Origin of the sequence: Flavobacterium sp. N502536, assembly GCF_025947345.1 — a bacterium.
GTDB lineage: Bacteria > Bacteroidota > Bacteroidia > Flavobacteriales > Flavobacteriaceae > Flavobacterium.
This window is the reverse complement of the sequence record NZ_CP110011.1, coordinates 3,060,519-3,086,991: the sequence shown is the minus strand read 5'-3', so window position 1 is coordinate 3,086,991 and position 26,473 is coordinate 3,060,519. Positions and strand designations below refer to the sequence as shown.

Here is a 26,473-nt window from a genome sequence, read left to right as displayed (position 1 = left end):
ATAAATACAAACTTATCTTATCGCTTTTACCTTAATTTCTGTTATATGCTGACTGATGAATAAGAGGCACATTCGTTGATAATTTTCGCCAATGTTTTTACCTGACGGTGAATAAAGAAATGATTCCCCGGAACTACCTGATAATCAAACTGACCACTAGTGTAAAGCTCCCAGTTTTCAATATCTGCGACAGTTTCTTCCTGATCTCCCATTACGGCAAAAATTGGTGTATCGATCACAAGGCCTACTTCGGCAAGTTTACTCTTTTCTAAAATTTCAAAATCAGATCTCATGATAGGAATGAAGTAATTATATAAATCTTCGTTCTCCAGTATTTCTTCCGGGACACCTCCTAAAGATCTTAGTTCTAATTTTAATTCAGCATCGCTTAAAGCGTGTCTTTCCTTGGTATTATAGGAAGCCCCTGGCCCAGGATTACCCGAAACAATTAGTATATTAGGCGGATCGAGCTGTTCTTCCATTTTTTTTGTCACCGATAACCCTAAGGTTGCCCCCATACTATGGCCATAAATAATATAGGGCTGATTGTTATTTCTTAATTTTTTAATCTGAGACACATAATCCAGAACTGCGTCTGTCTTTTTAAAAAGTTGTAACTCTTGGTTTCTTTTACCTCTTCCCGGAAGTTCTAAGGCATGAAATTCAAAACTATCTTGAATCTCATTTCTAAGAAAATCAAAAGAATAACAGCTTCCTCCTGCAAAATGCAATAAAAATATCTGCGTTTTTTGATTTGAATACATAACTTATTTTTTTAAAGATGTAACATATGTAAAAGTGTTATTTTCTATTACTTTGATGTTCTTTTCTGTTTTTTGCTTTATTGAATTTATAGTTAAAATTAAGGTTCCATCTCGCCGCATTAAAGTTGGTCATCTGGTTTACCATAAAATCGCTGCCAATAGTGGTTTCTCGTATTTTTCTGGTATTAAAAATATTACTCACCCCAGCGTTAAGGATGCATTATTCTTGAACAATGATTTTCCTAAGGCCATACTCAAATAATAATATGATTTTGTATGAGTCTGAGCATCACTTACAGGTGCCTGATACTCAAATTTACTTTGAAACGAAAAACTCTTTGGAAACTTAATCTGGCTTATTAATGTTCCTGTCCAGGTTTCGTTAGAATAATCCAAATTAGTTGTACCAACACTTCCTTCCTGACTGAAGCTGTAAGCATTAATCTCTCCGCTAAGAGACAACCATTTTACAGGAGCATACTGAGCCGAAATTTCTATACCAAATCGTTTTTCATTATCAAGATTTACTAAAAATGTTTCAAAAATGCCAGTATCATTTTGTGTAGTAAAGTATTGGAAATTATTTCTTGTTTTTGAATAGTATAATGAAGGAGTAATTACTATTCCTTTTAATTTATTTAAAATGCTAAATTCTACTCCATCTGTTAAAGAAGGCAACAGGTTGATGTTTCCAAAAATGCGAGAATTAAAATCCTGAAGTTCCGGAAAAGGGTTCAATTGATCTAAATTAGGTCTGTTGATTCGTTGGCTATAATTTAATTGAGCAGTAGTTTTTGCGGTTAAAGCATAACTCAAATTTACGGTTGGAAACAATCTTGTATACGAACTATCTCGTAAAACGCGATTTGTCTTTTGATCCTCTATCTGAATATTGGTAAACTCTGTTCTTAAACCAAGCAGGAAGCTGAATTTTTTTATCTTATTTCCGTATTGGGTGTAAGCTGCCAAAATTTGTTCTTTATAATCTAACCCATTATTAAAACCATTTATTGGGTTTACTGTACCTCCCTTTTCCTCATTGGCAGCAAAATCTGTAGAAACTATTCTGTGTTCTGCTTTAACACCTGCTTCAAAATTGGCGGTTTCACTTAAAGGAGTTACAAAATCAGACTGTAACGCAATATCATCACTTGATCTGTTTGATCTTGTATTGATAACTGACAAATCTTGTTTATCAGGATCCACTGTTCTTCTTTGAATATTAAAATCTTTTATACTATTCCAAAAATCATACTGAAAGTCTACCGTAAATTTTCTATCTGGTTTTTTAAACGTTTTTGTATAATTAAATTCTAATTGATTGTAGCTTCTGTTTTCTTCCGAGTCTCCTATGGTTTGAATGTGTGTATCCGGAATACCGTTACCCGAAAATTTATACTTTAGGGTATTTTTGTCTAAATCTTTGGTTCCGTTTCTATAAAATGCGGTTGTAATAGTGTTATTGTCATTTATAAAATAATCCAATCCCACATACACTAATCGTCCATCATCATGTCTTTTCTGGTCTTCTCTCTGATTTAAAAAAGATCATTCCCATTTGATGTAGTGACCTGATCTCTTGTATTAAGTCCAACATAATCCGTATAACGAACTCCAAAATTGGAAAACAGATTAAATTTTCCTTTTTTATAGTTGATACTTCCTAATACCCTGCTATCAAAAGGAACACCTCCAACCAAAGTCATACTGCCACTTAAATCATCCTTGGTATTTTTCTTCAGAACAATATTTATGATTCCGGCAGATCCTGCTGCATCATATCGCGAAGATGGATTGGTAATCACTTCTACCGATTTTATCGATTCGGCAGGAATCTGTTCTAATCCCTGAATCGATGTGAGACCCGATTTTCTTCCATTAATAAGAATTAGGACATTACTATTGCCTCTCAAACTTACAGCACCGGAAGGATCAACCCTTACAGCAGGAACATTATCCAGCACTTGTGTTGCAGATCCTCCTCTAGAGATCAAATCCTTCCCAACATCAAAAACTTTTTTGTCTAGTTTTAATGATACCTGAGATGTTTCTGAAGTTATAACGACTTCTTTAAGTGAAGTTACATCAGATTTCAGATGAATAGTTCCCAGATTAATCTTTAATTTAGAACCATCTACGTTTAATGGTATAGTAGAATTCTGAAAGCTCAAAAATTGGAATTCAACTGTATACTTCCCTATCTTAAGACCTTCTACTGTAAACTCTCCTTTATCATTGGTAATCACCGTTTCTACAACCTGAGCATCTTTTTTGACAATAACAGAGGCATAAGCTAATTTCTCATCTGAATTCTCTGCAGAAAGCGTTCCTGATATTTGAGTCAGGGACTGGGCGGATATTGTAGACATACATAACAATACTAATGCATATATGAATGTTGATTTTATCATGATATCTTATTTATTAACATTTATTATTTTTTTGACATTAAAGTTTTATAATAATGTCCCGATTGTTTTTCTTATATCTAACTAAGAACAAGTTCATTTTTGTATTCAACTATTTTTTCTCCAAAAAGCCTTTCCGGTTCAATATCATTTGCCAGACAATACGCTAACAATTTGTTTGACTCGACAATTGGAATAGACTCATCTGTGTATTTAATTGAGCTAATGTATTTTAACCAAGGCTCCATTCCCATGGCGTATACGAAAACTTCACTAGGTTTAAAAACATCTACAAGTGCTTTGGCCTGTTCAAAATTACATCCGGCCAGTCGTCTGGATTCGTCTTTATCTCTGGCTAAAGTTTCCGGCATTAAGGGTCCATACAACCATGTTAATGGTGCTCCTTCACATTCCATTCCTAAGAAGATGATATTTATATCTCCCATTACTTTATGAATACGCTCGTATAATTTTGGCGATACGTTACAGGAATCTGCCGCAAACAATACTTTTAATCCATCTTTGTAAGCAACGTGATGACATAATTTACTTCTTACGTCCAGGTCACAATGTTCTCCAACGAATGGCAAACCTGTAATTGAACAATCGTCAAAATGAATGGTTTCCATCTCTCCTAACTCGATAATGTTTTTGAATCCTATTCTTTCAAACATTAATTTCAGGTTTGGATCCTGAAGAAAACCTCCATTACTTTTAGGAACAATAATGTTTTTGATCTTGCGTCTTAGACGCAATAAAGTCTCAAAAAGAATATGATCCTGGTGATTGTGTGTTACCAAAACGTAATCAATCGATTCTGGTAAGTCGTCATAAGAATATCGGGATATATCCGATTCATAGCCATAACTCACTAAAGGATCTGCCAATATGGTTGTGTTTTTGGTTTCGGTAAGAATACAGGCATGTCCAAAATATCTTGTTAGCACGCCGTCTCCGCTATAACGCTCGTATTTCTTAGATTTTTCTGTTGTGAAAAAGGATTTAAACAAAGGAATGTCTTCAGCCTCTATCTCAAATATTTCTGCGATTTCCCCAAAAGTTCTTGGATGATCTTCCATTTCAAACAGTTGGTCGATCTTTTCACTTTTAAAAGGTAAGTTTACACGTAAAATATCTTCACCAGGTAATTTTGGTGTACTCAATACAAATGATCTTGAATCGTCGTCGTGTACTAAAAATAAATTGAAACTTTGAAGCGACTCTTTGTAAAACTCTGTTTCGTATAGTAATGATTCAAAAATACGGAATGAAGGATTGTTGTTGATATCATATACCAATTCTACAAGTCCTTGTAAACTCTCTGGTATCTTATTATATAATTCTGTAAGAGCATATCCTTTGGCTTCTTTTTTAAGCATATCATTAAGCGCAAATACATCTTCTCTCAATGTTAAAAGGTCTGCGCATTGCTCTTTAGTATTGTCAATAAGTGCTTTAATTTCATCTACCCTTTTTCCGTCATAATCGATAAAAGGGCCTCCTAGCATTTTTGGCGTTTTTACTGCCGCAGCGTGAATCATAGGATTTTGAACATATGATGTCATAATTTTCAAATGTCGGTCTTTAATATTCATTGCAGCAGTAGCAGGAGATATCAAGTGTGGCCATGCATACCAGTTGTCTACTAAAGGTTCTATTGCTAAATTTCTTTTAATGTATACTAAATCATCATTTTGGATTTCCATATTTTCTATTTTTTTCAGATTTTATTTAATAAATATTGTTGTTGTTTTATCAGATGTTTTGGGTAAAAACACGCACAAGGTGTTTTAGAATATCATAAGACATACTGTATAATTTTATACACACGCCATAATATTCAAGCAAGACATAAAAGATGGTATTGGCTTTATTTGTATCCTTAGGTTAATTCCTCAGAAAGTTGAAATAGGTAATTTTTAAAGTTAAAGTCTTTTGAAAATGATAAATTATACTTTTTCAATGAACAATACATAGTTACTTCAATAGCATTCGAATAGATATTGCAACTTAAGTCTAATCCTTCATTAAAGTCATTTTTAGAATAGGTTGTGTTATTTTCTATTACCGGATCCGAAAACCTTTTTTCGCCTTCATTCATAATAAAATTTAAGAGCCCTCCTATTTCACTTTTTACCGAAACATCATACACTCGCTCAATATCTTCGCATATTACTTCATAAGGAATTTGTTGATGTCCAAGTGCTTCCATGTAAGCGCTGTAAACTTCTTTGACGTATTTATTTTTTGTACTGTCAGAAAATTGCAAAACTGGTAAAGGCAAAAAGTTATTTACAACTCCCAGCACTTTATGACTCTCGATGTCTTTATCACCAAATTCTCTCCCTTGTGCTAATATCAACTGTAAGGTTTTATCACTATGTTTATTAAGCATTAACTGATGTAATGCTGTAAAAAATGCGGAAGAAGTCAAACCGGTGTTATTTATTATTTTTGAAATAGTTTTAAATGATTCCCCCGTTATCCAGACAGTTTGCTGTACATAATCCTGCAGTCCAATTGGCTTATCACCAACTTCTTCTTTTCTTACAACATCTTTTAATGCCTCCAGCCAATATTTTCTATGTTCGTTTGCTTCTGCCGAGTGCAAATATGCTTTTTGCCATGTTGCAAATTCATAATATAAAGTATGATTAACTTCTAAAGGCTCATCATTAAAATGGGCTCTTAGATTTGCTATTAAAATACTATTTGTAAAGGCATCTGTAAGGGCATGGTGAATACTTACAAATGCATACGATTTTTGATCTGACTGGTTGTTTGTATCCTGAATAATAAGCACTTTCAATAATGCTCCTTCAATTACATCAAAAGGTTTTGATAGTAAAGAAGTAAGTTGTTCCTGGTTTACTTGTGTTTCCTGATAAACTTCGATTTTAACCTCTGAAGAAGGTAACATACGCTGTTTTACAAAATCCCCTTCTTTATAAAATTGAGTTCTCAAAATTGGATATACCTCTATAAAGGATCTGAACTTTTTAAGGAACTCTTCTTTTGAGGCAAATTCAGGAGTAACTACCGGGCCTATAATGCCCTGAGACATAGTTTTGCCCAATATAAAATTTTGATTAGGTGTTACCTCAAAATCAGCTGCCGTATTACTCTCAAGATGATCGCTATTATGAGCCTGACTTTCGCTTAGTAATGACAAATGATTTACCAGGGTTACTAAATGATTTTTAAAAGTACTTACTAATTCATCGATTATTTCCTTTTCAAATAATAAAGAAGAATATCCGATAGTCATTTTGAGTTCTCCTAATGAAATCATTCCTACAAAACTCAATCCGATGTTATTGTAGTTTTCCGGACTTGAATTTCCTCCTATACTCTCTCTCGCATAGGTAAATACTGAATCATTTTTTGATGAAACATCATAACCAAAATCTCCCAGATAATTATATTCTAAATCAAAAGAGGTGCTCAGATCTACGTCGTCGTTTAGAAAATGTAAAGCAGTATATCCTATCCCTTTATTAGGAATTTTTGACAAGTCTTCTTTTACTTTTAGTAAATTTTCTAATGCCTCGTCTTTTGATACATTCAATACAAAAGGATAAAAAGATGTAAAGTACCCAATAGTACGGCTTATATCAACCGTATCTATAATTTCTTCTCTTCCATGTCCTTCCATTTGAATGGTTACCCGATCTCTTTGCAATGTCTCTTTAATCGCAAGTCCCAAACAAGTCAGGATTACATCATCGATTTGAGTATTATATAAGATATGTGCCGAAGTTTGTAAAAGCGTTGTGGTTTCTTTATCTAAAACCATAGTAGCCTTTTTGTCACAGTTGAGTTTGTATCCTTCATTTTCTTCTACAGTATGTAAAGGAATACCACGTTGCATACATACCTCCTGCCAATAGGAAAGTTCTTCTGTTTTTTTCAAATTCTGCGCATATGTTTTCAATTCACTCGCCCAAGCTTGGTATGAACTTGTTTTATAAGGAAGTCTGTATTGATTTCCTTCTTTAAACTGAACATACAAATCAGCGAAATCCTGTAATAAAATCCTCCAGGAAACACCATCTATGACCAGGTGATGAATAATAAAGGCGATACGGTCACCATCTTTTAGTCTGAAATGACCAATTCTTACCAAAGGCCCATTATCAATATCAAAGGAAGACTGCAATTCAATTCCAATATTTCGAATACTTGTCAAATATTCTTCATCTTCTCGCAAATCATAATAATGTATGGTATAATTTTCTTCGTTGACATTTTTATTGTATTGCTTTCTACTCTTATTTTCGACAGGGAATTTCATTCTAAGTACATCATGGTGCTTTACCAATTGTTCGATACACCTCTTTAATACCTCCGGATTTACCTCATCTTGTGTTTTTAATAACACACAATGATTATAGTAATTAGGCGCATTAAAAATTTTGTTTTGTACTTTATCAAAGAAAAATTCCTGAATAGGAGTTAATACAACTTCTCCCTCCACTTCTGACTGATCCAGAATCTGGTCATTTTTTTGTAACAAGGGCACAAGATCTTCTAACTTAGGGTTTGATATAATATCACCTGCTTTAAGTACAAATCCGTGTTGCTTTAATTTTGAAACAATTTGGATTGATTTTATGGAGTCACCCCCAATACTAAAGAAGTTATCTTTAATACCAATTCCTTCTTTTTTCAAAACTTCTTCCCAAACACTTACTAATAGTTTTTCTTCTAAAGTCGTTGCTGCTACAAATACATGATTATCTTCCATTACGGTACCATTATTCAATTTGCGCAATGCCTTTTTATCAATTTTTCCATTAATCGTAAGCGGCATTTGTTCTAATTGCACATATTTTTGTGGAAGCATATATTCCGGAAGAATCTTTGAAAGGAAGGATCTTAAATTTCCTGCGCTAATAGCCTCTGCTGCGACAATATAGGCAACAAGCTCTTTTGCGTCTTCAAATCCTTGCTCTACACAAACTACCGCTTCCTGTATTTGCTCGTTAGCTAATAATTGTTGCTCTACAGCGGTAAGTTCTATACGATATCCTCTTATTTTTACCTGTTCATCGTTTCGTCCTTCGTAAATAATATTACCTTCCTTTGTCCACTTTCCTAAATCTCCGGTTCTGTATAATCTGCCATCTCCTTCAAATGGATTTTTAATAAATTTCTGATCTGTTAATTCTGGTCTGTTTAAATACCCTCTGGCAACCCCAGTTCCTCCAATGCATATTTCTCCTGAGATACCTGTCGGAACCAGATTATTATACTGGTCAAGGATAAAAATTTTGGCATTTGAAATTGGTTTACCAATAGGAATGTTACGGTAATCCTGTGTATTAACTTCCGGCATCTGAAAAATAGTCGCACATACACTGGCTTCTGTTGGTCCGTATGCATTATAATAAGTACCATATTTTAAGTATGGTTTAATTATATCATAATCAGGAGCCTCACCTGCTGTAACTAATATCTCCAAGGTTTTTAAATCCTCAATATCTACCAAAGCTATATAGGAAGGCGGTAATGTTGCAATAGTGATATTATTCTCTTTAATAAAAGCAGTTAGGGCATCTGCATCTTTTCGCTGTTCTTCGCTTGCCAAATGCAGGCTTCCTCCTGACAGAAGAATCATAAATGTTTCCCATACAGAAGCATCAAAAGAAAATGGAGCGAATTGTAAACCCCGACTGTTTTCACCTAATTTAAAATAATCTATTTGAGAGAGGATTGTATTTACTATTTGACCGTGTTCTATCATGACTCCTTTCGGCAGTCCGGTTGATCCCGAAGTATAAATAACATAGGCTAGATCAGTAGGAGCTACAGTAATGGTTACCGGATCACAATCATCCGTATCAAAAACAATATCTACTGCCATTAATGCTCCGGTATAAAATTCCATATCAAACATATAGGATGTTGTAGTGATCAGTAATTCTAACTGAGTATCTGTAATGATATGCTCCTTTACCTGGTTAGGCATCTCCGGGGCAATAGGAACATAGGCACAGCCCACTTTTAAAATTGCAAGCATGGATATAATATTCCACTCATTGCGTTCTAGTTGTATTCCTATGAATTTCCCTTTTTCAATTTGGTAATGTTTAAAAATATAACGTGCCAAATCATTTGAGGCTTCCTCTAATTCCTGATAGGTAAATTCTTTCTTTCCTGCAAATAAAGCCGTTCCATTTGGAGTTTGTTTTACTTGTTTTTCAAATAATGACAGCAAAGTCTCCTCTTCGGAATAGTCTAATGTTATATCATTAAAATCCAACAATAATTCCTCTCTTTCATTTACAGATAGATAATCAATTTTCGAGATGGGAATGTTGGGATGCAAAACAATTTCCTCTACTAATTGTTTAAAATGTGTCAATAATCCAATTACATATTCTGATTCAAAAACGTCTGTATTGTATATCAATTGACAACCTAAATAATCTCCTTCTTCGATGAAGTTGATATCTAAATCTGTTAACACAGGGGTTTCTCTTAATCTTTTAATGTTTTTTACCTGGGTTTCATCTATATTATACTGCTGATTATTGTCTACAGCATTTTGCAACAGAATCATCACATCAAATAAAGGAGACCTTGACATATCTCTTTTATAATTGATCAGTTTTAATAAATCGGCAAAAGGATAAAACTGGCAATCTAAGGCGGATAAGGTATTTTCTTTTACGGTTTCAAAAAATGTGCTAAATGACTGCTCCGGATCAATTTGATTGCGCAATGGCAATGAGTTAATGTAACCTCCAATTTGTTCTTTTAAATCGATGTGGTCACGTCCTCCCACAGCAGTTCCTATAATGATATCTGTACTATTGGTGTATTTATGCAAGAGCACATTCCATACCGCAATCAACCCCATAAAAATACTTCCCTTTTTATCTGAGCAAAGCTTTTTAAATAATGTTGTGGTTTCTTTAGAAAGATATGATTTTAGTGCAACTCCGTTCACGGTTCTGGCTGCTGGTCTACTCTTGTTATTGGTGAAATTAAGTACCGGTAATTCTCCCGAAAATGTTTCTTTAAAATAGGCTTCCTCGTTTTTAAAAAGCCCTTTAGAAAGCTGATCATTCTGCCAGGCCGCATAATCTTTGTAGTGAATATTTAATTCGGGAAGTTCAACCGGAACTCCCTGCTCAAATGAGGAATAAAACGCTAGAATATTTTTAAACAACACATCAATAGACCAGGCGTCACTTATTACGTGGTGTATGCTTAAATGAAAAATAAACTCACTATTGTTAAGTTGAAACAAATGAACTCGAAATAATGGCCCCTGACCCATATCAAAAGGTTTTTCCAAATCATCTCTGGTAATCGTTCTTATCATTTCTTCCTTTTTGTCTAAAGCTCTAAAGTCAAAAAAGTTTATGGTAAAATCTATAGCAGCACTTTCCAAAACATGTTGTCTTATTTCTCCTTTGTCACTGATTCTAAATACCGTACGCAGAGACTCATGTCGATCTATAGTACTATATACTGCCCGTTTAAAATTGGCAACATTAATTTCTTGTTTTAAGTGGGCAGAAGAAGTCAGCACATAATTGAACCCCTTTCCATCTGAATCTGCAAGTACAGAAGATAATATTCCAAGTGCAAATGAAGAGACTTCATAACTCTCCTGAATAGGAACTCTTGGTATATTGTTATATTTATTTGATGCTGAATACTTGGTTAAATAAGAAACAATTTCCTGCTTGTTTTCTTTTATTTTTGAGATAAGTGCCTCATCTATAACATCGTCTTTAAAACCAAGTTTAAGATCCGTACCATCTAATGATATCGTAATATTACTCTCGTATATTTCATTTAATAAATTGACCATTGTATTTCGTTTTTGGTTTGTGTAACAGTTTGTCTATAAGTAATAAATTGTGTTGTTATTTTCCGTCGCTTTGAGCAGATAAAGAAATAAGGACCATACTGTCTAGATCGTCATTACTGATTTATAGCTGCTTTCTTCTTCAAGTTTTGTAACAAATTTTAATCTCATATCGATCTCTGCAGCCATTTCCTTGATGGTAGATTTTTGATAGAAATCTTTAATTTTTATGTCGATATCAAATACTTTCTGAATCAGTTTAAGCATGGTCACTCCTTTTAAAGAGTTGCCTCCTAAAGCAAAAAAGTCATGCAGAATTCCGATTTCCTCTTTGCTGAAAAAGGTTTGCCACATTTCGACCAGTTTTTTTTCTGTTTCATTGGTTGGTGCCACATAATTGATAAAAGAGATTGCATTCTCCTCCGGATCTTCCTGAAATGCTTCAGTATCGTCAAAATGTTCCAGTGCAAAAGGAATTGCTGCTGCCGATGTTTCAGCTCCTGAGAAATTAAGAAACTCAAACGGGTTTACTTTTACAGGAAGCTTTGTTTTATTGAAAGCATAACCCGGTATTGAAACTTTATACGGTTTTTGTGCTCCGTAGTATGCTTCCCAATCGATATCGATACCATTGGTCCATAATTCTCCTATTTTTTTCAAAAGATGTTCCTGGTCGTTGATTTCCTGTTTTGGATGTCTGATCAGATTTATTGCCGTGTTATTAGAAGTCGGATCGTGTTTTTGCTGCTGGAAAAGGGTTGTTAATGTATTTCCCGGACCTACTTCGATAAAAACGGTATTCGGCTCTTTTAACAAGGTGGTTAAACCATCTGAAAATCGTACTGTGCTTCGCAAATGATCGATCCAATATTGAGAAGACATGGCTTCTTCAGGCGTTATTAAGGCTCCTGTTAAGTTGGATACAAAAGGAATTTTAAGCGTCGAAAATGCTACCTTTTTCAGTTCCTCTCTAAATTCCTCCAGTACCGGATCCATTAAAAACGAATGCCCTCCTAAGGAAATTTTTAATTTAGAACATAAAATTTCTTCGGCTTCAAATATTTCGATAAGTGTTTCTATTGCGTCTACGGTACCTGATAAAACACAAGATTCCGGAGAGTTAACCACTGCTAAAGCAATATTGCTGTTTAGATATTTTTTTACTTTTTCTTCCGAAAGCGATACGCTCAACATGCTTCCCTCAGAAGATTTATTCATCAATAAAGCACGTTTTGCAACCAGCCTCAATCCTGTTTCAAAAGAAAAAACACCACTTAAACAGGCCGCAACAAATTCGCCCGTACTATGTCCAATCAGTTTGTCGGGCTGTATGCCCCAACGCATTAATTGTTTGGCCAATGCATATTCAAAAACAAATACAATAGGTTGTGTAAATTCATTTTTATTCACATCAAAACCTCCTGTGGCTGTAGCTTCTTTGTACAAAACCTTTTTAACATCTACCCCAGTCAGTTCGTTAATGATTGAAAAACCTTCATCCATAAGCTGTTTAAAATAAGGCTCATTTTCATAAAGGTCTTTTCCCATGTTAAGGTACTGTGCTCCTGAACCGGTACACATAAAAACTATTTTACGCTTTTGATCCAGTTTTGCCGAATAAAGTGCCGTGCTTAAAGGGTCTTTTAAAATTTCCAAAGCACTTTCTTTAGAATTGCTCACTAAAAATCGGTTGTACTTAAATTGGCTTCTGCCCGTTTGAAGGGTATAGGCCATGTCTCTAAAACTATCGCTTTCCTCATTTTCCAGAGCCGAAATTAGTTTTTCCTGATAGGCATTTAAAGATCCTACTGACTGTGCTGAAAAACGCAGCAGTTGATACGAATTATCCGCTATCGTTTCTGCTTTTTCAGGAGCTTCTTCTAAAATGACATGGGCATTATTTCCTCCGATACCAAAACTACTTACTCCTGCTCTTAAAGGTTGATTGTTAACCGAATTCCAGGCTGCTAACTCGGTTTGTACTTTAAAAGGCCCTGATTTAAAATTAATTTCAGGATTTGGGTTTTTAAAATGCAGGGACGGTGGAATCATTTTATTTTTTAATGATAATGTGGCCTTCAAAAATCCTGTAATTCCTGCCGCAGCGTCAAGATGTCCAATATTGGTTTTAACCGATCCTAAAGCACAGTGATGATTAGCGTTGTATCCAAACGATTTATTTAGTGCCTCTACTTCAATAGGATCTCCTAATTTTGTTCCTGTACCATGTGCTTCGATATAGGTGATCGACTCCGGTGTTACTTCTGCAATTTGATGGGCTTGTTTGATACACTCGTATTGTCCGTTTATACTTGGAGCGGTGTAACCTACTTTTCTGTTTCCATCGTTGTTTACCACTGAAGAACGAATTACGGCGTAGATTTGATCGTTATCGGCTATGGCATCTTCTAATCTTTTTAAAATGACAACTCCCGCGCCTTCTCCGGATACAATTCCCGATGAGTCTTCATCAAAAGCTTTACAGTGACCGTCTTTAGAGTTGGTCATTCCTTCCTGATAAGAATGTCCTCGGTAGGGTTTTGAATAGATTCGTATACCTCCTGCTATTGCTATAGAACATTCTCGCATTAATAAAGAACGACAAGCCTGATGTACTGCTACTAACGAACTTGAACAAGCTGTATCTACATAATAACTTGGTCCTCTCAGGTTTAAATTATAAGAGATCAGTGTACTGATAAAGTTTTTGTTAGAGATCTGATTCAGGAAAAATGAGTTAACATTGTCATTGTTGGCAATCATGGTGTAGGCTCTCCAGTTCATATTATCGGATGCCGATAAGTACAAGCCTATTTTATCTTTGTAAGTTCTCGGATTGTAACCTGCATCTTCCAATCCCAGCCAAACCTGCTCGTGCATCAAACGTATTTGAGGATCCATTGAGATCGCTTCTTGTTTGGTGTATCCAAAAAAAGAATAATCAAAACTATTAGGATCATCCAGAGAAGCTTGTGCTTTTATTAAACTTGGGTTTGCCAGGTCTTTTTCGCTTACCCCAACAGCTCTTAATTCATCATCGGTATAAAAATGGACTAGTTCTTCGCCGTTTTTTAAATTTTCCCAAAATGCATTAATAGTATCTGATTTAGGATATTTACCTGAAACTCCAACAATAGCAATATCCTTTTTTCTAATTTTATTTTCCATAGTAATTAAATTGTATTGTATTACATTAAGCTTATAAATTCATCAAAAGCCTCTGATATATCTTCCGGCTCTTCCAGATTGTTTTTTTCCTGAGAATCGATGGTGTCTAAATACTGAACAAACTCTTCTATATTCGGATTTTCAAACAGTGCTACCACTTTAATATCAGTTCCTAACTGCCTGTTAATTTCATTGAGCATTTTGACCATTTTTATGGAATTTGCTCCCAGATCAAAGAAGTTATCCTGAATACTTACCACGCTGGCTTCTTTTCCTAATACTTCGGCTATGATTTGTATGATCACTCTCTCCTTTTCCGTTTCGGGTGCTACATATTGTCTTTCACTGGCTATTCTGGTTCCTGGTGTATTGGCCAATTCTTTTTTGTCAATCTTTCCGTTTATGGTAATCGGCAATTGTTCTAAGGCAATAAACTCGGAAGGAATACTATAGTTCGGAATCAAGTTTTTAAGAAATGTTCTTAACTGTTCCAGCGACAATGTGGTATCGGATACGACTATATAGGCAATCAGACTTTTAATATTAAATTGATTGATCTCGACAACCACAACTGCTTCGTTAATTAACGCATGGCTCAGCAAGGCTTGTTCTACTTCTCCGGGTTCTATTCGATATCCTGAAATTTTAACCTGATCGTCTTTTCTTCCCAGAAATTCGATATTACCGTCAGGAAGCCATTTTCCTAAATCGCCCGTTTTGTAAAGACGTTCGTTTGTTTTATACGGATGTTCGATGAACTTTTCTGCTGTAAGGTCCGGTCGGTTTAAATAGCCTTTGGCCAATCCTGCTCCTCCTACACATATTTCTCCAATTACTCCAACAGGTACAATCTTCTGATCTTTGTCGAGAATAAAGGTTTGTGTATTGGCAATCGGTTTTCCTACCGGTATATTTCCTGTCGGCAAATCTGCTCCTTTAAGCAGACCGTACATGGCAGAGCAAATACTAGTTTCTGTAGGACCATAGGCATTGTAATAATTGCCCAGCTTCAGATATTCTTTTACTTTACTATACACAGGAGGTTCTCCGGCAGTAATTAAAGTTTTAAGTCTGCTTAAGGTTTTGATGTCCATCAAACTCATATAAGAAGGCGGTATCGTGGCTATATCTATTTTTTTCTCCACAATATATTTCTCCAGCATTTTAGGATCTTCGCGGTGTTCTCTGTCTATAACACACAAACAGGCTCCTGATAAAAGAGCGGTGAATATTTCGGAGATCGAAGCATCAAATGAGAAGGAAGCAAACTGTAATCCGTTATTGTCTGCCGTGATGTCAAAAAGATCAATTTGTGCAAAAATGGTATTTACAATTCCTTTATGTTCAATCATTACTCCTTTAGGATTTCCGGTTGAACCCGAGGTGTAAATGATGTAAGCCAAATCGTCCGGCGTTAGAGTAACATCTTCTAATTCTTCACTATAATTAAAAGGTTTAAAATCGGTAACAATATCAAACAGAGTGCCTTTAAAATCAGTACCGGCCGTTATATGAGATCGGTCTGTAATTAATAATTTGATTTTGGTATCATCATAGATGTATGCTTTTCGCGCATCGGGATAGGCTGTATCAATCGGAATGTAAACCGCCCCTGCTTTCATAATTCCTAAAATAGCAATAATGACCGTTGCGTCTCTTTCTAACTCTACTCCTATAAAATCTCCTTTTACAATGGCATGATCGTCTCTTAAAGCGCGGGCCAATCGGCTGGAAAGGCTGTCCAGTTCCTGATACGTATAATTTTGATTCTTAAAGGATAATGCTTTGTTATCAGGAGTTTTTGCTACCTGAAGCGCAAACAAATCCATTAATGTACCGGTAGGATAGGCTATCGAATTGGTATTAAAATCAACGATAAGCTGCTGTTTTTCTTCTTCAGAAATGTAATCTATGTTTTTGATCTGTTGCGTCGGATTTTCTAAAAGTACTTCCAGTAATTGTTTGTAATGCTCCATGATACGGCTTGCCGCTTCTTTCGAATACAGGTCGGTATTGTAGGTAACATTAAACGAGAGATAATCTCCCTGCTCCTGAAAAGCAATATCCATATCAAACTTAGACACTTTGTATCCCTGGTCTTCTATTGTAGTAAAGGCCGACTGCTTCAATTTTTTGTTTTCGGCAACCTCTCTCATGTTCTGCAACATCAGCATTACATCAAATATGGCACTTCTGCCGGTATCGTTTCGAATATCAAGATCGTCTACCAGGTGATCAAAAGGATACATCTGGTGTTCGTAAGAGCGAAGTGTGTTTTCTTTTGCCGTATGGTAAAAAGATTCAAAACTCTCCTCCGGTCCTATTGTATTTCGCAAGGCCAGTGTATTGATATAAAAACCAATCTGATCGCTTAAATCGGCATGATCTCTACCCGCCACCGGTGTCCCGATAATGATGTCCTTTTCAGAAGTATATTTGTGAAACAAGATGTTCCAGGCGGCTAACAATCCTATAAATAAACTTCCGCCCTGCTGTTGTCCGTATTTTTTAAGTCGGTTCGTAATCTCCGGCGTAATGTAGGTTTTAAGGCTGTTACCGGCATAGGTTTTAACCGTTGGTCTTACTTTTTGGTAAGGTAAATCTAAAGCCGGAAGTTCTCCTGCCAGTGTTTTTAACCAATACTCTTTATGAATGTTATTTTGTTCCTGCTTCAATTGTTCCTCTTGCCAAACCGCATAGTCTCTATATTGGATTTTTAGTAGTGGTAATACCGGTTCTTTTCCTTCCAAAAGCTGTTCGTACAACGCAAATACATCTTTTGCAAGAACATCCATCGACCAGCCGTCGCTAATAATATGATGCAGGTTGTAGCAAAATATATATTCATCATCCGAAAGCTGCAATATACTGGCTCTTACTAAAGGACCATTGGTGAGATCAAAGGCTGCATAGGCATCTTCTTTGATGTATAAAGCTACGTTGGTATCCTGATGCAAATCGGTGGTGTAATCGATATGATTTACGGTAAAGCCCAACTCTGCTGTTGTTTTTACCAACTGTCTTACTTCTCCTTCATCATTAACTTTAAATACCGTTCGTAAAGCTTCGTGTCGGTCTACAGCCAGTTCGATTGCTTTTGAGAAACAGCCTAGATCGTACGTTCCTTTTAAGGTCTGGCGAAAAGGCATATTGTATACTCCGGTACTCCCTGCAAATTGGCTTAAAATCCATAATCGGCGTTGTCCGGCTGAAACCGGGTAATCTTCGGCATCCTGAACTTTTTGTATGGAATTATGTTTTTTAACTTCTGAGTTTTCAATCAAAGCAGCATGTGCTTTTATGGTCGTACTGGCAAATATTTCTTTTAATCCCAATTTTACTTCAAAAGCTTTGTGATAGTGATTGATAAGCTGTGTGGCTTTCAAACTGTGACCTCCCAATTCAAAAAAGTCATCTTCCGTTCCGATGGTATCCAAATGAAGTACTTCCTGCCAAATGGCTGCAATTTGCTCTTCAAGCACATTGGAAGGCGCAACATAAACTGCGCTTGATGCTCTTCCTTTGTTTAGCGTAAGCAAATATTTTTTATCGACTTTACCATTTACGGTTAAAGGGATGGTATCTACTTCGACAACAACAGCAGGAATCATATATTCCGGTAATTGGCGCTCGAGGTATCTTTTTATTTCTTTTGAATCTGTTTTTTGAGAAGAAACTATAAAAGCAACAATTTCTTTTTCGTCCTGATTTCTGGTATCTACCAAAACAACAGCCTGACTGATGTTGGGATGAAGAATAAGCTGTTGTTCGATTTCGCTTAATTCAATTCTGTAGCCTCTTACTTTTACCTGATCGTCTTTTCTTTCTTTGTAGATGATTTCTCCGTTGTCCATCCATCTTGCGATATCTCCGGTTCTATAAGCCGGTATTCCATTTTCTGCCGTTACAAATCGTTCTTTGTTCAGTTCAGGACGGTTTAGATATCCTTTGGCAACTCCGGCTCCTGCAATGATGATTTCTCCGTAGACTCCAACATCGCAAGGGTTGCCCTGAGGATCTGCAATGGTGATCACGGTATTGGCAATAGGTTTACCGATACGTACCTGCGACTGTGCTGCCGTCATTTCCTGTACAATACAGCCTACGGTGGTTTCGGTAGGTCCGTATTCATTAATTATGCGGATGTCAGGGTTAATCTCCCATACATTTTGCAGTTGGTTTTGCGTAAGCTGCTCGCCTCCGCAAATGATTATTTTTACGTTTGTTTTTGCAATCGCCAGCTCTTTCAATAAGGCCAGGTGTGACGGTGTTAGTTTTAAGGTATCGATTTCCGGATTGGTGAAGGCCTCTGTAAGCAATTCGTTAATCGCTTTTGCGTCAGATCCGATCCATAATTTTTTTCCTCTGGTTAAACTTGTAAAAAGGGCCGTAATCGTCAAATCAAACGAAACTGAAGTAATTAAGCCCCAGTTGCCTGTTTCGGCATCGGTAAAATAGTACTCATTCGACCATTGTATGTAGTTTAAAAGGTTGGCATGCGTAATGAGACAGCCTTTAGGATTTCCGGTAGATCCTGAAGTGTAGATGCAATACGCGATATCTTCCTGGTTTATTTCATTGAAATTGGATGGGTTTGCATCGGATTGGTATATCTCTTCTTTAGACGGATCAAGAAAGGTTACGGTAGAAAAATCTCCTTCGACTGTAATGGCCGGTGTACTTACTAAAACAGTGCAAGCAGCGTCTTCCAGAATAAATTGTACTCTGTCTTTTGGATACGCGGTATCCATCGGAATGTAATAGGCTCCTGTTTTAAGGATTCCTAAAACGCTAATCATAAAGTACGGAGAACGGTCTAACAAAACCGCCACCGGCTCTCCTTTTTGAATACCGCACTGGTGAATTAAATGGTGTGCAAATTGATTGGCTTTTTCATTTAATTCGGCATATGAAATGGTTGCATCCTCATAACACAATGCTGTTTTATTGGCGTGTAATTGTACCTGTTGCTCAAAAATTGCTGTAACGGTATTGAAGGATTCAAATTGTTGTGCGGTGTTGTTGGAAGCTTCTATAATGGCCTGACCTGCTAACGCATTTTTTTGATCGGTAAAGGCAGCCTGAAGCTGAGCAACGATTAAAGTTATTGCCTGATCGGTATAACGCGCAGTATCATAATATAAATCGAGTACCAGCCTGTCTCCGTGATCGATTGCACTTATTTTAAGTTCAAAAGCATCGGTAACGCTGTAGATATCTCTTATTTTTAAAACATCCGCTGTTTCTTTTTTATTTAGCGCTACATATTCAAATACATATTTAAAGATGGTAGCCTCACTCGCTTCTTTGTCGTGAATTCTGTTTACATAAAAGTAGTCTGACCATGTTCCGATTTCATCTACTGATTTTTTAAGGAATGAAACCGCTTCGTTTTCTGGCAATGAGGACAGTCCTTCTAACTGAACCGGAAGTGTTTTGGCTACTAAACCAAAGGTGTTTTCCAATTCATTGTAATACCTGTTGTAAGGCAGGTACCCCAATGTAAAAGAATCTTCATCGAATTTGGATAAATAAGCCGCATAACGCGCTAAAAGTAAATGTTCTACGGAGCAGTCTTCCTGCGCCGATTTTGCTTTTAATTGGTTGTAGGCATCACTTTCGATCACGCAAAGCGATTTTCTTTGTGGCGCAAATACAGCGTTTGTTTTGGTTTTAAACGGTACAATATCTTTGGTTAAATCGATGGTATAGTTTTTCCAGAAATTGCTGCCTTCTTCTTCAGGCTCGCTAAACAATTGCTGTTGCCAGGCCGAAAAATCCTGATATTCTACCACTTCTCTTTCTTCTTTTTCATACGAAGTCTCATCCAGCAAAGCTTTTGACAATTCGCTGCACAAAAAAGCAGTGGTATAACTGTCTGCCCATAACGCATACAAACGTACAACCAGTACCTGATTTCCGTTCGGGTCTTTCAGTAAACAAAGACGTATCGCGTTATCTTCCAAAGGATCATAACCGTACCCCAAACACTCCTGAGCTACTGCCGAAACAGTGGTTTCTTCCAGCGTTTGAACGGTTCGTTCTGCTATTTCAGTTTCTTTTACCTCAGCTACTATCTGAACTGGAAAAACAGCACCTGAAACTACACTTATCTTAAACAATAAAGTTTCATTTTTACGTATTACATGCGCTAATCCGCGTTGTAACTTCTCTGTAGTTACTTCTCTACCCAAATCAATAACCACCTGATTGTAATAATCCTGGATGTTTTTTTGGGCTACACTCCATAAGTTCATTTGATTTATAGAAAGTTGATAGGCTTCAACATTGTTTATTGCTTCTTTTTCCATTATGTTAGTATCTGATTAATTAGGTATTTAACTGTTCGAACATAGCATGAACAGTGCTCTGGTTTTTGGTGGATAGGTGTTTCCTTTTAAAATAATGATGCTATGATTTGTCTGCTGCCTTCATAAGGGCTTCTGCCGTGAGACATGAGCATATTGTCTAAGAACAATACATCTCCTTTTTCCCAAGGAAATAGTACGGTCGCTTTTAGATAAGCTGCTCTTATTTCTTCTATTTCTTCTTTAGAAATTTCGCTTCCATCACCATAGAAGGTGTTATTAGGCAGCTGATCTTCTGAATTTACCAGATCAAAGAACGAGGCCTCCAATGCATATTTGTTAAAGAAGTAGGCATGATTAAACCATACCTGAACTCCGGTAGCAGGATGTTCCCATATCGCTTTTTTGACCCATGTTAAGACTAAGTTGGTGTCGCTTTTCCACTCGTATGAAATGCCTTGTTCGTCACAGGTTTTTTCTACCTCTTTTTTATCTTCGGTCTGAAAAACTTCTTTCCAGGACAAACCATAAGCTTCGTTGAGGTTTCTAACGTATTTAACCCCTTTTTCAGAAAACTTGGTTCTTGTTTTTTCACTTAAGTACTCCAATACTTTTTTGTTATCGGCAATTGGAGTTTCCCCTTGTTTGTCTGCCGGATCGATACAGCAAAAAACAATATTGCTGGGATGCGCAGGAGCATATGAGCTTTCACTGTGCATTTCGATCGAATATTCTTTAGGATAAGTTGTGGTATGATAAACGTTTTTTCCAACAGCATATCGCGGTGATGACCTTAAATTGTATTCAAGAGGTGTATCGGCATACAACCTGCTGAAGTCTTCAAATTTCTCCACGGTGTTGATATGAAATCCTCTAAAAAGTAAAGCCCCATAGGTGTTTACTTTTTCCTGAAATTCGGGTCTGTTTTGAGCAACCCAGTCGTTTAACTGCATCCCTACCGTTGAAGGTTTTACCACTAAAGGAAAACCTGCACCGCCAGGCCATACTGAATATTCTACTTTTACTTCGGCTGTTACTTTCTCAGCCTTGATATTTTTTAATTTTTGTATGCTATTGATCATGATCTTATTTTTTAAAATACAGCTTTAAAACTGTCTGGGTTAGCACTATTTTTAAATGAAAGATGTCTCGGGAACTGGCTTATTTTTTAACCAGCTTAAATTTATTGACGTTTAGATTTCTCAGGTTTTCCTTTGTCTCTTTCTGGAAATCGACATCACTTATTTTTTCCTGACTATTCACCAGTAACTGTGACAATAAGTTTTTGAAATTTTGCATCAAACCTTTAATACAGCTTTGATTGTAAACATCTGTATTGTAGTTAATATCAAAATACAAATAGCTGCCAATCTCTTTAAAATTAATCAGCATATCCAGTTTTGCACCTCTTTCGTCCTGAACCACAATTTGATCGGTTTCTTCCTTTGTAAACTGATAGTTGGTGTTGTTGTCTATCGTGTTATGGTAGGAAAGCATGACGTCGTAAAGCGGATTACGGCTCGTATCGCCTTTTATTTTTAAGTCATCCTGCAAGTTGTCAAACGGATACATCTGATGTTTTGTGTTTTCAAACATAACGTCTCTTACTTTGCTGAAAGTCTCATCAAAATTCTCTTCCGGATTCACCTGGTTGCGAACGACCATATTGTTGAAATAAAGTCCAATTTGATTTTCCAGATCTACATGATCTCTTCCGGCAATTGGTGCTCCTATCAATATGTCCTTTTGGTTGGTATATCGGTAAAATAATATATTCCAAACGGCCAATACTCCTGTAAATAAGGTTCCGTTATTGGCTTTACAATAGGCGGCAAATTTAGCAGTGTCGGTATCCGAAATTAAGGTTCGTAAGGTCTGACCGTTGTTGGTCTTTACTTTTGGTCTCGCTTTCTGAGTCGGCAAGTCTAATAAAGCTCTGTCTCCGGATAAGGTTTGCAGCCAATACTGTTTGTGAGGCTCAAAAGCACCATTTTCCAATTGTTGTTTTTGCCAAACCGCAAAATCTTTGTATTGAATGTCTAAAACAGGAAGTGACACCACCGTATCATTTTTAAAGCCATTATAGAAGGCTAAAACATCTCGTTTTAAGATATATTTTGAAACTCCGTCTCCAATAATATGATGCATGTTGTAATAGAAAATATGATCGGTATCTGAAATTTGTAAGAGTGCAATTCGTAACAAAGGCCCCTGATCTAGACGGAAAGGCTGTAAGGCGTCCTCTTTCATATAGGCTGCTACCGCTTTCTCGATATTTTCTTCTGCTCTGAAATCAAGTTCCGTAATGGCAAAGTCAATTGTTGAAGGAGCGCAGATCCATTGTCTTACTTCCGAATTTTCGTCTTCCTTAAATACCGTACGCAAGGTTTCGTGGCGTTCTATAACCGCATCAATGGCTTTCTTTAAAAAAGGAATATTATATCCTTCTAAAGTAAGATGTGCCGGCATATTGTATGAAATATTACTTTCTTCAGAAGACTGGCTCAAAACCCACATGCAATACTGACCGCTGGAAAGCGGGTAATTGGACTGTTGTGCTACCGGCTCTATCTTTTCTACTTTAGTTTCAACAGCGGCACCAAATAGCAGGGTACAATGCTCTTCAATAGTTTTATTGATGAATAAATCTCTCAATTCTAATTTTACGCCATACTCTTTATGGTATCTTGTAATTAGTCTTGTAAGTTTAAGACTGTGTCCGCCAAACTCAAAAAAGTTGTCTAAAACTCCTATGCGTTCCCTGTCCAGAATTTCTTTCCAGATGGTTATCAGCTGCTCTTCGTTGTTGTTACGAGGTGCAACATAACCGTTAGCCGTTGTTCCTTGTGTGGCTACTTTTGGCAACGCTTTTTTGTTTACTTTTCCATTAGAAGTAAGCGGCATTTCATCCAGTTCAATGCATATGGTAGGTACCATGTAGGCAGGTAAACTTTCGGAAAGATATTCTTTAAAATTATCTAAGGTATACCCTTCTTTGACCACTACATAAGCAACCAATTCTTTAGAATAGTATTGATCTTCGTGTACAATAACGGCGGCATGATTTGCGTACGGACACACATTTAGGGCTGCCTCTACTTCTCCAAGTTCGATTCTGAATCCTCTAATTTTAATTTGCTTATCGTTTCTTCCCAAATACTCGATATCTCCGCTAGTTAGTCTTTTTGCGACATCTCCTGTTTTGTATAAACGCTCTCCGGGATTAAACGGGTTGGTCATAAAACGCTCTTTTGAAAGTTCCGGACGGTTTAAATAGCCTCTTGAAACTCCTGCACCGGAAACATATAATTCACCGGTAACGCCCATAGGTACCAAATCAAAATTTTCATCGAGTATGTAACAACCCATTGTTGGAATCGGTCTTCCTATATCGCTAATGTTAAGATCGATTTCGCGGGCTCCAATTTCCTTGAAGGTTACGTGTACTGTGGTTTCTGTGATCCCGTACATGTTGATAAGGGAACAATCCGGATATTGAGCTGCCCAGGGTTTAAGAACTCCGGGAGTAAGTGCCTCACCTCCAAATATAACATAACGTACATTCAGGGCTTGTTTTTTATCGATTACCTCCTCTTGTAAAGCATTAAATGCTGAAGGTGTCTGGTTCAAAACGGTTACTTTCTCTTCTTCTAACAGCTGTGCAAAAGCTTTGGTATCTTTTGCGACAAGCTCCGGAACAATTACCAATCGACCTCCATACAATAAGGCTCCGAATATTTCCCAAACCGAGAAATCAAAAGAATAGGAATGGAATACACACCATACATCTTTTTCATCAAAATCAAACAAAGGCTGATCGGTAAAGAAAAGTCGCACCACATTGCCATGCTCGATCATTACTCCTTTAGGAACTCCTGTTGTTCCTGAGGTATAGATTACGTAAGCAAGATTGGATAAGGGTAAATCTAACTCCAGGTTGCTTGTAGCATAACCTGAAAAGGGTGTATCTGCCTGATCTAAATTGACCAGCTGAATATGATCTTCCAGTTTTAGTACTTCACTACTCTTTGTGCTTACCAATACAATTTTTGAATCGATATCATTCAGAATAAAGTTAATACGCTCCGTAGGATATTGCGGATCAATAGGTACATAGGCTCCGCCTGCTTTTAAGATTCCGAAAATTCCAACAATCATTTCAAAAGAGCGGTTGATGCACATTCCTACCATGCTTTCCGGACCTACTCCCTGTTCTTTTAAGTATCCTGCCAGCTGGTTGGCTTTTTCATTTAATACTTTATAGGTCATTCCTTCCCCATCAAGTGTTAGTGCAATGGCATCTGGAGTTGCGGCTACTTTTTCTTCAAAGATCTCTACCATATTCTGATCTGCCGGATATCCGGTTTCAGAAGCGTTGTAGGTTTTGGTAAGGGCTATGATTTCGTCTTCACCCAGCATATCAAAATCGCCAATGGTCGTAAATTTCTCTTCTGCCATATTGCATATTGCTGTTCTGAAATGTTCGGTAATCATTTGAACAAAAGCCCTGTCCATAATCGAACTGTTGAACGTAAAATCAATCGCAAGTTTGTCTTTCAGCATCGGCTGAATAGAAAGCAGATAGTTGTTATTTTCTTTTACATTCACATTGTCTATTTCTAAAACAGCTTTACGGGAATTATCGCCGCTTTTAGACGGATAGTTGGTAAACGATAGTAAAGAGTCAAAGCAATCTCCTTTAATTTCATTCCATTGCTGGATTTTACTAAGGGAGGTATGCTGAAAATTTCTTGCTCCTACTGACGTTTTTTGAAGCATGTCTAAAAAAGCTGCAATAGTCTGACTGTTGTCTATTTTAGCTCTTAAAGGGATGGTGTTGATGTACAATCCCACTTTGTTGTCATAGTTTAAATCTGCCGGACGTCCGGAAACCGTCACTCCGTACACGATGTCTTTAAGGCCTGTGTATTTTGACAATAAAATAGCCCATACCGCTTGTGTCAGTGTATTTGGTGTAACGTGATTTGATTTTGAAAAGTCGTTGATTTTTTGTGTCAATGCTTCGTCAAAATCAATACTGATACGTTCGTATTTTCCTTTTCCTTTATTACGTTCGTGCGCTGCTTTACAAAATGGCAGTAAAGAAGGCTCGCTAAAGTCTTTCATATAAGACTGCCAGAATGCTTTTTCTTCAAAAGCATCTATCGATTTGATGTAGTTGATAAAATCTTCATATTTATCTTCTGCCTGCACCTCGATCGGGGTACCATACATTAGGTTGGTATATGCTCGTATTACTTCCTGAATGATTACCTGTCCGGACCATCCATCCCATAATACGTGGTGTTTTGTCCAGATCATTTTATAAGCGTCCTCTCCAAACTTAGCAATAGTGATACGCATTAACGGCGGATTGGTAAAGCTGAAATCCTCAAATCGATCTTCGTTTTTAAGGGCGAGGAACTTTGCTTCTTTTTCCTGATTGGTATCGTTTGTTAAATCGATAAAACGCAACGGAACTTCTACTTCTTTATTGACAAACTGGATTGGAATATTTACTTTATCATAAATAAATCCGGTTCTAAGGATGGTGTGGTTATTGATTACATTTTGCCAGGCCTTTTTAAAGAGGTCTACATTTAATTTTGAAGAAAAACTAACATCAAACTGCGTGTGGTAAGTTGTGTTTTCCTTAGATTCTGTATTGTACAAATACGTACTGTGAAACAGGATACCTTCTTGTACAGGGCTCAGTCCATACATCGAAGAGATGTTTTTTCTGTCCAGCTTAAAATCTTCTTTCTTTAAATACGTAATGATATCTGCTTTATTTTCTTTAATAAAAGAAGTAACATCAGGGCGTTCTGTAATGATTTTAATATCAGAAGGTGTCAGTTTTCCTTCTTTTCCTAATAAGATTAAATCCTGGCCATCAATTTTAAGTTCGAATCCAAGGCTTTTTAATTGTTTTATGAATTTTTCCATGATTTTAAAATGTATTTTCTAGTAGTAGCGTAATCAATCTTTTGTGTAAGTTGT

Annotated in this window: 9 protein-coding genes; all 9 read right to left on the bottom strand. The window is 36.5% G+C overall.

The genetic code is table 11. The annotated features are described in order from the left end of the window. Positions 1-41 precede the first annotated feature (41 nt). The 9 genes from OLM61_RS13010 to OLM61_RS12970 all read right to left on the bottom strand — a co-directional run bounded on the left by OLM61_RS13010 (position 42) and on the right by OLM61_RS12970 (position 26,419). Positions 42-764, bottom strand: a complete 723-nt coding sequence (locus tag OLM61_RS13010; RefSeq protein WP_264523080.1) for a thioesterase II family protein — start codon at positions 762-764, stop codon at positions 42-44. Positions 765-962: 198 nt separating this feature from the next. Then, complete coding sequence (locus tag OLM61_RS13005) at positions 963-2,249, bottom strand: outer membrane beta-barrel family protein (protein WP_264523079.1); 1,287 nt, start codon at positions 2,247-2,249, stop codon at positions 963-965. 53 nt (positions 2,250-2,302) lie between these two features. Further along, positions 2,303-3,133, bottom strand: a complete 831-nt coding sequence (locus OLM61_RS13000) for a carboxypeptidase regulatory-like domain-containing protein (RefSeq protein ID WP_264523078.1) — start codon at positions 3,131-3,133, stop codon at positions 2,303-2,305. A gap of 119 nt (positions 3,134-3,252) precedes the next feature. Then, positions 3,253-4,878 (bottom strand): MBL fold metallo-hydrolase, encoded by a 1,626-nt coding sequence (locus OLM61_RS12995; RefSeq protein WP_264523077.1) that lies wholly within the window; start codon positions 4,876-4,878, stop codon positions 3,253-3,255. Positions 4,879-5,054: 176 nt separating this feature from the next. Beyond that, positions 5,055-11,000 (bottom strand): non-ribosomal peptide synthetase, encoded by a 5,946-nt coding sequence (locus OLM61_RS12990; RefSeq protein ID WP_264523076.1) that lies wholly within the window; start codon positions 10,998-11,000, stop codon positions 5,055-5,057. Between the two features lie 102 nt (positions 11,001-11,102). Continuing rightward, on the bottom strand, positions 11,103-14,165 hold the full coding sequence (locus tag OLM61_RS12985; RefSeq protein ID WP_264523075.1) for a type I polyketide synthase: 3,063 nt from the start codon (positions 14,163-14,165) through the stop codon (positions 11,103-11,105). A 20-nt stretch (positions 14,166-14,185) separates the two neighbouring features. Next, entirely contained in the window at positions 14,186-20,476 is a 6,291-nt protein-coding gene (locus tag OLM61_RS12980; RefSeq protein WP_264523074.1) for a non-ribosomal peptide synthetase, read from the bottom strand. Between the two features lie 86 nt (positions 20,477-20,562). Then, the gene (locus OLM61_RS12975; protein ID WP_264523073.1) at positions 20,563-21,555 is read right to left on the bottom strand and encodes a TauD/TfdA family dioxygenase; all 993 of its coding nucleotides are present in this window, start codon (positions 21,553-21,555) and stop codon (positions 20,563-20,565) included. A 79-nt stretch (positions 21,556-21,634) separates the two neighbouring features. Continuing rightward, entirely contained in the window at positions 21,635-26,419 is a 4,785-nt protein-coding gene (locus tag OLM61_RS12970; protein WP_264523072.1) for a non-ribosomal peptide synthetase, read from the bottom strand. Positions 26,420-26,473 lie beyond the last annotated feature (54 nt).